6 protein-coding genes are annotated in these 13933 nt (G+C 73.4%); 4 read left to right on the top strand and 2 right to left on the bottom strand.

The annotated features are described in order from the left end of the window. Nucleotides 1-47 precede the first annotated feature (47 nt). The 4 genes from LZ198_RS15515 to LZ198_RS15500 all read left to right on the top strand — a co-directional run bounded on the left by LZ198_RS15515 (nucleotide 48) and on the right by LZ198_RS15500 (nucleotide 11700). Complete coding sequence (locus tag LZ198_RS15515; RefSeq protein ID WP_253972735.1) at nucleotides 48-1658, top strand: CocE/NonD family hydrolase; 1611 nt, start codon at nucleotides 48-50, stop codon at nucleotides 1656-1658. A gap of 280 nt (nucleotides 1659-1938) precedes the next feature. Continuing rightward, complete coding sequence (locus tag LZ198_RS15510; RefSeq protein WP_253972789.1) at nucleotides 1939-3735, top strand: OmpA family protein; 1797 nt, start codon at nucleotides 1939-1941, stop codon at nucleotides 3733-3735. Nucleotides 3736-3748: 13 nt separating this feature from the next. Continuing rightward, nucleotides 3749-7897, top strand: coding sequence for a DUF4215 domain-containing protein (locus LZ198_RS15505; protein ID WP_253972734.1), 4149 nt, complete (start codon nucleotides 3749-3751; stop codon nucleotides 7895-7897). 71 nt (nucleotides 7898-7968) lie between these two features. Beyond that, the gene (locus LZ198_RS15500; protein ID WP_407667431.1) at nucleotides 7969-11700 is read left to right on the top strand and encodes a protein kinase domain-containing protein; all 3732 of its coding nucleotides are present in this window, start codon (nucleotides 7969-7971) and stop codon (nucleotides 11698-11700) included. An 18-nt stretch (nucleotides 11701-11718) separates the two neighbouring features. Here the strand turns inward: LZ198_RS15500 and LZ198_RS15495 are convergent, their stop codons facing one another. Together LZ198_RS15495 and LZ198_RS15490 are read right to left on the bottom strand one after the other, a co-directional pair. Then, nucleotides 11719-12102, bottom strand: coding sequence for a hypothetical protein (locus LZ198_RS15495; RefSeq protein ID WP_253972733.1), 384 nt, complete (start codon nucleotides 12100-12102; stop codon nucleotides 11719-11721). A 184-nt stretch (nucleotides 12103-12286) separates the two neighbouring features. After that, entirely contained in the window at nucleotides 12287-13906 is a 1620-nt protein-coding gene (locus LZ198_RS15490; RefSeq protein WP_253972732.1) for a sigma 54-interacting transcriptional regulator, read from the bottom strand. Nucleotides 13907-13933: the final 27 nt, after the last annotated feature.

The following is a 13933-nucleotide window of genomic DNA, read 5'->3' as shown; positions in this document are numbered from 1 at the left end:
GCGTGCGCGGGCTCACCCAAACCCGCTGTCACGTCGTGAGGTAATCCATGGCGCAGCGCATCCCCCCCCGCAGCACCTGGTTGCAATCCCTCCTCCTGTTGTCGTTGTTCGTACCGGTCGCCGCGTCCGCCCTGCCCGTGCGGACGCTGACCGCGCGGGCCGTCACGGCCGCGGTCCCCACCACGGGCTTCCAGTTCGTGGACATCAACGTCGCCGACGGCGTGGTGCTCAAGGCGAACTACATCGCGCCCAAGGCGTCCGGTCGCTACCCCACCGTCATCTTCGTCTCGAGCTGGGGGCTGAACGACCTGGAGTACCTGGCGCAGGCGAAGGCGCTCGCGGAGCGCGGCTACGTCGCCGTCTCGTACACGCCGCGCGGCTTCTGGGCGTCCGGCGGTGGCATCGACACCGCGGGTCCGACGGACATCGCGGACACCTCGCGCGTCATCGACTGGACCCTGGCCAACACGAGCGCGGACAGCGCGCGCATCGGCCTGGCGGGCGTGTCCTACGGCGCGGGCATCTCGCTCATCGCCGCCGGCTTCGACTCGCGCGTGAAGGCGGTCGCGGCGCTGTCGGGCTGGACGGACCTGGTCGCGTCACTCTACGGCGGCGAGACGCGGCGCCCGCAGGCCGTGGCGCTGCTGGACATCGCGGCGCGCCTGCTGGGCCGCGCGTCCCCGGAGCTGCGCACCTCCATCGACAACTACTTCGCCAACCGCGAAATCGACGGCGTCAAGTCCTGGGGCAAGGTGCGCTCGGCGGCGACGTACCTGCAGCGCATCAACGCCAACAAGCCCGCCATCCTCATCGCCAACGCGTACGGCGACAGCCTCTTCCCGCCCAACCAGCTCGTCTCCTTCGTCAGCCAGCTGTCCGGCCCCAAGCGCCTGGAGCTGGCGCCCGGTGACCACGCCGTGGTCGAGGGCCTGGGCCTGCTGGGGCTGCCCAACCACGTGTGGACCAGCTTCTCGCGCTGGATGGACCAGTATGTCGCGGGCGTGAACACGGGCATCGGCAGCGAGGCGCCGTTCGTGCTGCGCACGTACGACGGCGACGTGGAGGGCTACGCCTCGTGGGCCGCCGTCTCCAAGAGCACGCAGCGGCTGGGCCTGGGCGCCATCCGCCTGCTCGACGGCACCGGCACGCTGGGCGGCACGCCCACCGACACCGGCTCGCGCACGGTGTGGTCCGGCTACGACACCTCCGCGGACGCGGGCATCGCGCTCCTGACCAACGGCCTCCAGGCGCTCACCGGCATCGCGCCCATCGTCTGGCTGCCCGGCGTCAACCGCCTCAACGCCGGCGTGTGGACCTCCGGCATCGTCACCAACGAGGTGTCCATCCGCGGCATCACCAAGCTGCGGCTGCGCATCACCCCGACCACCGCGTCCGGCACCGTCGTCGCCTACCTCTACGACCTGGTGGGCGACTACGGCACGCTCATCAACCACGTCCCCCTCTCGTGGGCGAACGCCACCCCGAACAAGCCCCTGGACCTGGACCTCGAGTTCCCGGCCACGGCGTACGACGTGGGCGTGCTGCACCGGCTCGCGCTCGTCGTCGACACGGAGGACCCGCTCTACTTCGACGCCAACACCACCGGCGCGACGTTCACGCTCGGCGGGCCGTCCTGGCTCGACCTGCCGCTGCGCTAGCCGTCGCGTTTTCTCAGCGGGTGGGGAAACACCCACCCGCTTTCCCCCCTGACACGTCAGGCGGGTCCGCTCCGGCGTCAGGGGCGGGCCTGACGTGTCAGAGTTGCTTCCGCCTCCGGGTTTCCTCCCTCCATGATGGGGTGGCCCGTGACGTGCAATCCGCGCGTCCGTCCATCTGAAGTGGAAGTCCGCGCGCCTCGAGAAGCGCGCGGTCGTGGAGGAACCCTTGAATTCGAGAAGGCATCATCCCTGGTTGGGAGGGCTCGCCGTGCTGTGGGCCATGTCCGCCCAAGCCCAGACGCGAAGCGTCCCCGGCCTGGAGCTGGAGCGGCTCCAGCTCAACCCCGGCGCGCGAGACAGCCTGGTGCTGTCCACCGGCGACCTGCTGGACCCGGGCGACTACCGCCTGGGCCTGACGGCCCACTACGAGAGCGAGCCGCTGGTCCTGTTGCGCAACGACGAGCGCCAGGGCGTCATCGTCTCCAACCGCGTGACGGTGCACCTGAGCGGCGCCTACGCCCTCACGGACTGGTTGGAGTTGGGCGCACAGGTGCCCATCGTCGCGCAGTGGGGTCCGGAGACGCGGCAGCTGGGGCTGAGCGCGCCGGAGTCCAGCGCGCTGGGCACGCCGTGGGTCCAGGCGCGCGCGGGCCTGTTGTCGGAGCGCCGGGGCGGACCGCTGGACGTCGGCCTGCACCTGGGCGTGGCGCTGCCGTTGGGCAGCGAGGCGGCCCTCACCCGGGACGACGGCTTCGTCTTCTCTCCCCGGCTGGGCCTGGGCAAGCAGCTGGGTGACGGCTGGCGCGTGGGCGCCGACCTGGGCGCGCTGGTGCGCACCAAGAAGTACGCGCTCACCCCGGGCGCGGACCCGCTGCGCGACGAGCTGGGCGTGGAGCTCAACGGCGGCGTCAACGTGAGCGCGAACCTGTTCGGCCTGCGCGAGGAGCTGGTGGTGCGCGGCACGCTGCCGGTCGCGGACGCGCCCGAGTCCGTCGAGGTGCTGCTGGGCCTGCGCTCGCAGCCCATGGCCAGCGGCACGGAGCTGTACGTCATGGGCGGCCCGGGCTTCGGCCAGACGCCCGGCACGCCCGAGTTCCGCGTGCTCGCGGGCGTGAGCTTCGGCGCGGACCCGCGCGCCGCGGTCGCATGTATCGCCGGCCAGCCGCACGAGCCCGCCCAGTGTCCCGACCTGGACGCGGACGGCGACGGCATCAAGAACCTCGCGGACCGCTGCCCCGTCACCGCGGGCCTCGCGCAGCTCAACGGCTGCCCGGACGGCGACGACGACCAGGACGGCCTGCTCAACCTGGCCGACCGCTGCCCCACCCAGGCGGAGAACTTCAACGGCTTCGAGGACACCGACGGCTGCCCGGACGACCCGGACTCCGACGGTGACGGCATCGCCGACTCCAAGGACGCCTGCCCGAACAACGCCGAGGACCTGGACGGCTTCGAGGACACCGACGGCTGCCCGGACCCCGACAACGACGGCGACGGCGTGGCCGACGCGCGCGACGCCTGCATGAACGAGGCGGGCCCCCGCGAGAACCGCGGCTGCCCGGACAAGGACCGCGACGGCGACGGCATCGTGGACCGCCTGGACAACTGCCCCGACGAGCCGGGCACGGAGAAGAACAAGGGCTGCAAGCAGAAGCAGCTGGCGCAGATCGAGGTCGGGCAGATCCGCATCCTCGAGTCCGTCTTCTTCGAGCAGGGCAAGGACGCCATCAGCGACCGCAGCCACAAGCTGCTCGACACGGTGGCCTCCATCCTCGCCACCCACCCCGAAATCGAGAAGCTGCGCGTCGAGGGCCACACCGACAACACCGGCGACGCCAACTACAACCTGGACCTGTCCCAGCGCCGCGCGGCGGCGGTCGTGAAGTACCTGGTGAGCAAGTCCGTGGCGCCGGAGCGGCTGGCGTCGGAGGGCCACGGCCCCAACAAGCCCATCGCGGACAACAAGACCAAGCCCGGACGCGCGCAGAACCGTCGCGTCGAGTTCAAGATCGTCGGCCAGGCCGAGGGCGTGGAGACCCAGCACGGGACTCCGCAGTCCGACACCATCGAGAAGTGAGGCTCGCTAACCCATGAATACGCGTGTCATCGAATCCCCCTGTCGGGAGCCCCTGGGCACCGGACGCTCGCGCACGGCCCGTCCGTTCGCGGCGCTCGCGCTCGCGCTCCTCACCGTCCTCACCGGCTGCGAGGAGAACCCCGCGCCCGCCCCCGTCCCCACCGCCGAGGAGGTGCTGGTGAGCCAGTCCGCCTCGCTCGTGGGCGACGGCCGGCTGCAGGTGGGCGAGCAGTGCGACGACGGCAACACGACGAGCGGCGACGGCTGTAGCGCCACCGGCGCCATCGAGGACGGCTACCTGTGTCACGTCCCCGGTCGGCCGTGCTCGCTGGCGTCGCTGTGCGGCAACAACGTCATCAACACCGGCGAGGCGTGCGACGACGGCAACACCGCCGCCGGCACCAACGGCTGCACCGCGGACTGCGACCTGTCCCTGTGCGGCAATGGCGCCTCCAACAACCGCCAGTACCCCAACTTCGACCAGGAGATCTGCGACGACGGCAACCGCGTCGAGGGTGACGGCTGCAGCCGCCTGTGCGAGGTGGAGCCGGGCTTCGCCTGCGCGGGCAACCCCAGCCGCTGCGTGCGCGCGGGCGTGGTGTTCTTCAACACCGGCGTGGACCAGAACAACCGCCGCCTGGAGTCCGGCGTGGATTCGCACTGGTTCTACGTCGAGGACAACGTGGGCGCGACGCCCGGCGTGCGCAACGCCAACGACTGGCCCCAGGAGCTGCAGACGGCCCGCTACATGGCGTCCCGCGGCACGTCCACCTGCGTCTACCAGGACTTCCTCATCCCCTCCACGACCACCGTCGCCAACTTCCGCATGCGCCTGGCGACCTTCAACGACAACGAGTTCGAGAGCGCGCAGGTGAACGGCACCAGCATCACGCCCGTGGTGGTCAGCGCGCCCGGCGGCCAGCCGTGGCAGAAGAACATCATCCGCGAGCTGGGCACGAACGCGGCGTGGCGCACGGGCCTCAACCGCGTGCAGCTGTGCAACGAGAACGAGACCAGCCCGCCGAACGCGTTCCGCTACCTGTTCGTGGACGCCTTCGACGACCGCTGCGGCGACGGCGTGGTCTCCGTGCGCGAGGACTGCGACGACGGCAACACCAACAACAACGACGGCTGCAGCGCCACGTGCGGCATCGAGCCGGGCTACGGCTGCGCCGGCGCGCCCAGCTCCTGCGCGAGGACGTGCGGCAACGGCGCCATCAACCCGGGCGAGCAGTGCGACGACGGCAACCTCACCGCGGGCGACGGCTGCGACGCCAGCTGCCGCGTGGAGGCCGGACACGCCTGCCCCACCCCGGGCCAGGCCTGCGTCGCGACGTGCGGCAACGGCGTCATCAACGCGGGTGAGCAGTGCGACGACGGCAACGTGGTGAACTCGGATGGCTGCTCCGCCTCCTGCCGCGTGGAGCGCGGCTACGAGTGCACCGGCGCCCCCTCCACCTGCGCCCCGCTGTGCGGCAACTCCCGGCTGGACCCGGGCGAGCTGTGCGACGACGGCAACACCACCGCGAACGACGGCTGCTCCATCGCCTGCACCCTGGAGCTGGGCTACTCCTGCCCCACCGTGGGCCAGCCCTGCGCCCAGACGTGCGGCAACGGCACGGTGGACCCGGGCGAGCAGTGCGACGACGGCAACCTGACCTCCGGCGACGGCTGCGCCACCGAGTGCTCCGTGGAGCCGGGCTATTCGTGCAGCCGGCCCTCCAGCGGCGCCTCCGTGTGCCAGGCCACGTGCGGCAACGGCACGGTGGACGCCAACGAGACGTGCGACGACGGCAACACCACCAACGGCGACGGCTGCTCGCAGGGCTGCGCGGTGGAGGCGGGCTACCAGTGCTCGGGCGCGCCCAGCACCTGCGCCACCCTCTGCGGTGACGGCATCCGCGCGGGCGCCGAGGCCTGCGACGACGGCAACACCACCAACGGCGACGGCTGCAGCAACACCTGCGGCGTGGAGCCCGGCTGGCGCTGCCCGCCGCCCGGCAACGTGTGCTTCAACACCTGCGGCAACGGCACCGTGGAGTCCGGCGAGCAGTGCGACGACGGCGACACCACCGGCGGCGACGGCTGCAGCGCCACCTGCGCGGTGGAGCCCGGCTACTCGTGCAGCGGCACGCCCAGCGACTGCCGCACCACCTGCGGTGACGGCGTGGTGGCGGGCACCGAGGTCTGCGACGACGGCAACCTGGAGAGCGGCGACACCTGCTCGCCCCGCTGCCTGTGGGAAGTGGGCCAGCCGTGCAGCGCGTCCGGCGTCTGCGACAGCGGCGTCTGCAACCCCAACACGGACCGCTGCGTCCTGGCGAACGTCTGCGGCAACGGGATGATCGACGAGGGCGAGCAGTGCGACGACACCAACACCACGGCGGGTGACGGCTGCAGCGCGGCGTGCGCCATCGAGGCGGGCTACAGCTGCACCGGCAACCCGTCGACGTGCGCGGTGACGTGCGGCGACGGCGTCAAGGCAGCCTCCGAGGCGTGCGACGACGGCAACACCACCAACGGCGACGGCTGCAGCGCCACCTGCGCGGTCGAGGCGGGCTCGGCGTGCCACAACGCGGACATCCACGCGTTCTACACCCGCAACGGTCGCAACCAGTGCACCCAGGTGACGAGCGTCACCACCCCGTCGCTGCCGGCGGGCGAGGTCCAGGCCGCGCTGACGGTGCCGGGCCGCTTCCGCGCCAGCTACGTGGCGGGCGCGGTGTCCTACTCGGGTGGGGCCAACTGGTACCCGGGCGTCTTCGGCTTCAACCACGCCACGGCGGCGGGCGCGCAGCAGTTCTCGCTCGGCTACGTCCCGGCGAGCGGCCCGGGCGCGGCCACCCGCGACGAGGCCATGGTGCGGGGCTTCACCCAGCACCGCGACTTCGACGCGGTGACGGGTGACGTGCGCGTGGCGCTGGTGGACACCGACTGCGCCACCAACAACAACTCCGACACGTCGTCGACCTACCGCGTGGACTCGCTGTCCATCTGCCAGCTCATCCCCGTGCTGACCGACCCCACGCCGGGCGGCACGTCGGACCCGACCATCGGCGGCAACGGCACGCCGGGCGCCACCATCGAGGTCTACGTCGATGGCGGCACCACGCCCGCGTGCACCGCGGTCGTCGACGCCAGCGGCCACTGGACGTGCAACCTGGGCAACATCTCCGAGGGCCCGCACGACGTGGTGCTCACCACCACCACGCTGGGCGTGACGGAGACGGCCCCCGAGGTCGAAATCGTCATCACCCGCACGCCGCCCACCACGCCCGTCATCACCGGCCCCACCTCCGGCGCCACCCTGCCCACACTGACGCCGGCCATCAGCGGCACGGCGGAGCCGGGTGACACGGTGACGGTGCGCGAGGGCACCACGGTGGTGTGCACCGCCGTGGCGGACGCCAGCGGCCACTGGACGTGCACGCCCGCCACGCCGATGACCGAGGGGCCCCACGAGGTGGTGGCGGTGGCCACCAACGGCAACGGCGCCACGAGCGCGCCGTCCGTCCCCGTGCCCTTCACCCTGGACGTGACGCCGCCCGCGGCGCCCGTCATCTCCGGGCCGGAGAACGGCTCGCTGACGAACGACAACACCCCGGCCATCAGCGGCACGGGGACGCCCGGCTCCACCGTGACGGTGCGCGAGGGCACCACGGTGGTGTGCACCGCCCTGGTGGACGCCAGCGGCCACTGGACGTGCACGCCCGCCACGCCGCTGGCGGACGGCACCCACACCGTGACGGCCACGGCCACCGACGCCGCGGGCAACCACAGCCCGCAGTCCAACGCGGACACCTTCCGCATCGACACCCAGGCGCCGGACACGTCGTTCAGCCGCAGCCCGCCGGCCCGCGCCGACGTGGGCGAGGCCCCCTTCGCCTACTCCGCCACGGAGCAGAACGTCCGGTACGAGTGCAGCCTGGATGGGCGCCCCTACGGCCCCTGCCAGGACACCTACAACGTCGGCCTGGGTGAGCACGTCCTGCGGGTCCGCGCCACCGACGAGGCGGGCAACGTGGACGCCTCCCCCGCCGAGTACCGGTGGACGGTGGTGGAGACGCGCGCCTTCGCCGGCGGCGGCTGCAGCGCGGCCCCGGCGCCGGCCTGGCTGGGTCTGCTGGGCCTGTTGGGCCTGCGTCGCCGCAAGCGGCGGTAGTCCCCCGCCGAAAGCCTCATCCCGCCGGGAGGTCCTCTCCCTTCCTCCATTGTTCCCCCTCTGGGGGCAACGTGGGCCTCCCGGCGGTCCTCTCCCCGATTCCCCCGGACACCCCGTATGCTGACGGGGTGGACAAGGCGGGGAAGAGGCAGGAGACGTACGAGGAGGAGCTGCTCCTCGCGCTGGACGAGGGGTTGATCTCCGCCGAGGAGTCGACCGCCCTGCGCGAGGAGGCGCTCGGGCTGGGCCGCAGCCCGCTGGACCTCCTGCGGGAGCAGGGGCGCGTCAGCGAGCACACGCTGATGGCCCTGCGCGAGGAGCTGGCCCACGAGCTGGGGGGCCCCGGTGGCGAAGGCCCCCTGGAGGCCGCCACGCTCGACCCGCAGACCCCGCCCACGCCGGCGCTCGTCCCCGTCGCCGCCGCGTCCAGCGCCGCGCCGACCTTCCCGGTGCCCGACTGGGACCGCTACCAGCCGGTGCGCTTCCTGGGCCAGGGTGGCATGGGCCAGGTGTTCCTGGCGTACGACCCGCTCCTGCGCCGCAACGTGGCGCTCAAGTTCGTCAAGGGCGGTGACCCGGAGCTGGCCCGGCGCTTCCTCTCCGAGGCCCGCGCCCAGGCCCGCGTGCGCCACGAGCGCGTGTGCGAGGTGTACGAGGTCGGCGAGGTGCAGGGGCGCGGCTACATCGCCATGCGCTACGTGGCGGGCCAGTCCCTGGGGCAGCTGGCGGGCACGCTGACGCTGGAGCAGAAGGTGGTGCTCCTGCGCCAGGCCGCGGAGGGCGTCCACGCCGCCCACCGCGCGGGGCTGGTCCACCGCGACATCAAGCCCGGCAACATCCTGGTGGAGCGCACGGAGGACGGCGGCTTCACGCCCTTCGTCATGGACTTCGGGCTCGCGCGGGACTGGCGCGAGGACGGCGGCGCCACCCACCTGGTGATGGGCACCCCGCACTACATGGCGCCCGAGCAGGCCCGCGGCGACGTGTCGCGGCTGGACCGGCGCGTGGACGTGTACGCGCTGGGGGCCACGCTGTACCTGCTGCTCACCGGCACCACGCCGCTGCCGGGGGACCAGGACCTGCTCGCCCGGCTCCAGACGGAGGAGCCCCGCCCGCCGCGCGCGCTGGACCGGGACCTCCCCGCGGACCTGGAGGCCATCGTCCTCAAGTGCCTGGAGAAGGACCGCTCCGCCCGGTACGACTCGGCGCGCGCCCTCTCCGACGACCTGGAGCGCTTCCTCGCGGGGGAGCCGGTGCAGGCGCGGCGGGGCACGGGCTACTGGCTGCGGCGCAAGGCGCGCAAGCACCGCGTCGCGCTGGCGGCGGCCACCGTGGCGCTGACGGTGGTGGGCCTGGCGCTGGGGCAGGCCGCGCTGGCGCGCGGAGAGGTCGTCGAGCGCGAGCGGCTCACCCGCAGCTTCACGGAGCGGGTGGAGCGCATCGAGGCGGCGGCGCGGTACTCGTCGCTGTCGCGCCTGCACGACACGCGCGCGGACCGCCAGCAGCTGCGCGCCAGCATGGAGGCCCTGGAGTCGGAGGTGCGGGAGGCCGGCCCCCACGCGCTGGGCCCCGGGCACTACGCGCTGGGGCGCGCGCTGCTGGCGCTCGGGGACGTGGAGGGCGCCCGCGCGCGGCTCGAGTCCGCGTGGGCCCACGGCTACCGCGAGCCCCGCGCCGCGTGGGCCCTGGCGCTGGTGCTGGGCGACCAGTACCGCGAGAAGCTCCTGCTCGACGTGGAGCGGCGAAACCCCGAGCAGCGCGAGGCGCGCCGGCGCGAGCTGGAGCAGCGCTACCGCGACCCGGCGCTCGCGTACCTGCGCCAGGCGGAGGGGCCCGGCGTGCCCGCGCCGCCCCTGTACGTGAAGGCCCTGTTCGCCTTCTACGAGGGCCGCCACGAGGAGGCCCTGGCCCACCTGGACGCCATGGGCAACACCCAGCCGTGGTTCTACGAGGCCCCGCTCTTGCGCGGCGACGTGTACCTGGCGCGCGGCACCCAGCGCTGGATGCAGGGCGACGGCGCGGGCGCGCAGGGGGACCTGGAGGCCGGCCGCAAGGCGTACGCCGCCTCCATCGCCACGGCGGAGAGCCAGCCCGGCGGCCACTACGCGCTGGGGCGGCTGGAGCTGGCCGCGCTCGCGATGGAGATCGACGGCGCGGGCAACATGCAGCAGCCCTACCAGCGGGGCCTGGAGTCGCTGACGTACGCGCTCGCCGCCGCGCCGGACCACCACCGCTCCATGGTGGCGCTGTCGCGGCTGCACCGGCGGCTGGCGGAGCACCGCTCGCTGCAGGGCGCGTCGGACGCGGAGCCGCTGCTGCGCCAGGCCATCGACATGGCCCGCGCCGCGCTCGCGCTCGCGCCCGCCAGCGACCGCGTCCCGCTGGAGCTGGCCATCACCTACCGCGTGTGGGCGCGCCACCGGCAGCGGCTCGCCCAGGACCCGCGCGAACAGCTGCGGCTGGCCATCGAGGCGTGCGAGCAGGTGGCCCCCGGCGAGCGCGACTACGCCTTCTTCGCCAACCTGGGCGTGGCGTACCAGGTGTGGGCGGACTACGAGGGCGAGCACGGCGAGGACCCGCTCGCCCACCAGGACAAGGCCATCGAGGCGTACCTCGCGGCCATCCGCCTGCGCGAGACGCAGGCCGACGCGTGGATCAACCTGGGCAACGCGTACCGCGCCCGCGCCGCCGGGCCCCATGCCCCGGACGCGGCGGGGGACCTGACGCGCGCGCTCGACGCCATCCAGCGCGCGCTCACGCTCAACCCCCGCAGCATCGCCGCGTGCTTCCAGGGCGCGGACGTGGGCGAGCAGCTGGCGCGCTGGCACCTGGAGCACGGCGAGGACTACGCGCCGGACGTGGAGAAGGCGCTGGCCCTCTACCGGCAGGCGCTCGGCGTCAACCCCCGGCTGCCGCAGTTGCACAACGGCCTGGGCGCCCTGCTGCTGTGGCAGGCCGAGCAGCGCTGGGAGGAGGGGGGAGACACCGAGGCCCTCCTCGCGGACGCGCGCAAGTCCTTCGAGCAGGCGCGCGAGGTGGCCCCCCAGCAGGCCTTCGCCTACAACAACCTGGGCGAGGTGGAGGCGGTGCGCGCGGGCTTCCTGCTCGCGCGCGGCGCGGACGTGGAGCGCACCCTCCAGGCGGCCCTGGTGGACTACCGCAAGGCGCTGGAGCTGTTGGCCGGCGACGCCGACCTGTGGACCAACGTCGCCCGCGTCCACGTGCTGCGCGCCACCGACGCGCTGGAGCGAAAGCAGGACGTGGGGCCGGAGCTCGCCCGCGCCCAGCAGGCGCTGGACGAGGCGCAGAAGCTCAACCCAAGGCTGGGCTACGCGTGGCGCTACCAGGCCGCCGCGCTCGACCTGCGCGTCCGGGAGCGCGCCGCGAAGGGCGCCGCGCGGGGCGAGGACTTCGCCCAGGCGGCCGGCGCCTTCACCCAGGCGGTGGAGCTGGCGCCCCGCCGCCACGAGTACCTGCTCGCGGCGGGGGAGCTCCAACTGGCCTGGGGGCGCTGGAAGACGGGCCGGGGCGAGGACGCGACCCCGGCGCTGACGCAGGGGCTGGAGCACGTCGAGCAGGTGCTCGCGGCCCGGCCCCGGTGGGCCCGCGCCCTGCTGCTGCGCGCGGGCTTCCGGCTGGCGCTGGCGGACACGCCCGCGCTGGCCGACACGCGCGAGCGCCTCAAGGGCCAGGCCCGCGAGGACGCCGAGCGCGCGCTGGCGACGAACCCCCACCTGGCCCGGGCCTGGAAGGCCCGCTCACCCGCCCACGCGGAGCTGGTGGCCGGCCCCCCCAGGCCCTGAGCGGGATGGGGACGCCGCCTACTTCTTCACGTCCTTCGGCGGGTCCGTCGTCACGTCGATGCCGCCCTTCTTCGTCTCCAGCTCGCTGCCCAGGTGGCCGGCGGCCACGGACTTGGGCGCCGAGCCCGGGTCCACGTTCATGTCCACCTTGAACGGGTAGTTGCGGGGGGTGGCCACCAGCTTCACGGAGTGCTCGCTCGTGGCGGCGGCCAGGGTGATGTTGCTGAGGGGGAACGGCCCCTGCGCATCGAAGCAGCTCCCGTCCTCGAACGTCACCGTCGCGTTGAGGACGTTCGGCCCCAGGCGGAAGGTGACCTCCGCGCCGCGGGACACGGCCCCCGTGGGAGGGTCGTAGACGAGTTCGGGGGTCTGGATCCAGATGGTGAGGTTACCGTTGCCCATGGGCCGAGGCTCCTTCTCTTGGTGATGCAGGTGGACGTCTGTGGCGGTGATTAGCAGGGGGCGTACCAGAGTCCCCTGACACCCAAGCCCCTGGAACGAGGCCCGAGGCACGGCGAGGACGGGGGGCTGGACGCGTCAACGGACCGGGACGGGCCTCGGTTGACGCGTCGGGTTCCACCGCCCGTCAGGGGTTCTCCAGGCCCAGCTCGCGCACGCGGCGCTGGAGCGCGCGGCGGGAGACCTCGAGCTGTTGCACCATCTTGTCCAGGTCGCCCTGGCACTCCTGGAAGCAGCGGGTGATCTCCTCCGGGCTCAGGTCGCGGGCGGTGCGGATGAGCGAGCTCTTGTCGATGAGGACGTAGACGGAGGGACGGGGGATTCCCAGGTGGTCCGCGGTGGCCTTGAGGTCCCACGAGCACGCGCGCAGGGCCTCGAGCAGCTCGGCCTCGCCCACCTCGGAGGGCTTGCGGCGCGCGCCGCTCCGCGCGTCCGCGGTCTCCGGGCTGCCCGGGGCGGCCGGGGCCAGCACGCGGCCGGGCACCGGCAGCGACTCCGAGTCCAGCGTCTGCTCCAACCGCGAGTCCACGCGCAGGCCGGGCAACCCCCGGCTGCCGATGACGAGCTGGCGCGTCACGTTGCGCAGCTGTCGCACGTTGCCCGGCCACCCGTAGCGCACCAGCCGCACGGCCAGCGCCGCGGGCAGCCACGGCTGCGCGCGCGGGTCCGTGGTGGCCAGCCGCCACGTCTCGCCCGTCGTCTCCAGCTCCTGGCGGGCGAAGTGGAGGAAGAGCGGGCCGATGTCCTCGCGCCGCTCGCGCAGCGCGGGCACCACGATTTCGAAGCCGGCCAGCCGGTGCAGCAGCGGCGCCTTGAACAGGCGCTCCTCGATGCGCGCCTCCAGGTTCGAGTCCGTCGCGGCCACCAGCCGCACGTCCACCGGCACCGGCGTGTGGCCGCCCACCGGGTACACCTCGCCCGTCTCCAACACGCGCAGCAGCGCGGCCTGCACCTCGGGGGGGGCCTCGCCCACCTCGTCGAGGAACAACGTGCCGCCGTGGGCCGCGCGGAAGAAGCCCTCGCGGTCACGGCTGGCGCCGGTGTACGCGCCGCGCTGCGCGCCGAACAGCTCCGCGGCCACCAGCTCCTTGGAGAGCGCGCCCAGGTTGACGCTGACGAAGGGGCCCGAGCGCCGGGGCCCGTGGTCGTGGATGGCGCGCGCCACCAGCTCCTTGCCCGTGCCCGTCTCGCCCCGGATGAGCACCGGCACCTGGAGGTCCGCCACGCGCAGGATGTCCTGGCGCAGCCGCTGGATGCCCTCGCCCTGCCCCACCAGGCCCAGGTCGTCCACGACCGGCGCCTCGCCCGTCATCGCGCAGTGGAGCAGCAGCACCACCCGTTCCGCGAGCACCAGCGGCACCCCCGCGACCAGCTCCTCGTGGGTGAACTCCCGCCCCCCCGCCACCGACTCGCCCGCCACGCACACCTGGGTGCCGTCCTCGGGCACCAACAGGCGCACCCCGCCCTGGGGCGCGGGCTCGAACAACACCGGCGTGCGGCTGATGAACGGGTCCCCCAGCGGCAGCGCCAGCAGCCCGCCGGGGCGACAGAAGTCCGGCGCGTTGCGTGACAGCGCCGCCGTCCGCCCCGCGCTGGCCAGCCCCTCCAACAACAGCCGCTCCCCCATCCGCTGGGGCTGGGGATGGGACACGACGGTCAGGGCCGGCACGCTCCGCGGGGCCGGCGCGGGTCTGCCTTGGGTCTGGACGGCGGTCGTCGACATGTCGGCGGCAAGCTTCTGCTGCATGGGCTTGAACGGTTTGCGGGTGCTTCC

The organism is Myxococcus dinghuensis, from assembly GCF_024198235.1.
GTDB lineage: Bacteria > Myxococcota > Myxococcia > Myxococcales > Myxococcaceae > Myxococcus > Myxococcus dinghuensis.
Note: the sequence above shows the minus strand (reverse complement) of the source record. Positions and strands in the feature narration are given on the sequence as shown.

Coding starts and splice junctions, on each gene's coding strand:
- LZ198_RS15505 (WP_253972734.1), top strand. CDS start 3,749: ATGAATACGCGTGTCATCGAATCCCCCTGTCGGGAGCCCCTGGGCACC.
- LZ198_RS15515 (WP_253972735.1), top strand. CDS start 48: ATGGCGCAGCGCATCCCCCCCCGCAGCACCTGGTTGCAATCCCTCCTC.
- LZ198_RS15495 (WP_253972733.1), bottom strand. CDS start 12,102: ATGGGCAACGGTAACCTCACCATCTGGATCCAGACCCCCGAACTCGTC.
- LZ198_RS15490 (WP_253972732.1), bottom strand. CDS start 13,906: ATGCAGCAGAAGCTTGCCGCCGACATGTCGACGACCGCCGTCCAGACC.
- LZ198_RS15510 (WP_253972789.1), top strand. CDS start 1,939: ATGTCCGCCCAAGCCCAGACGCGAAGCGTCCCCGGCCTGGAGCTGGAG.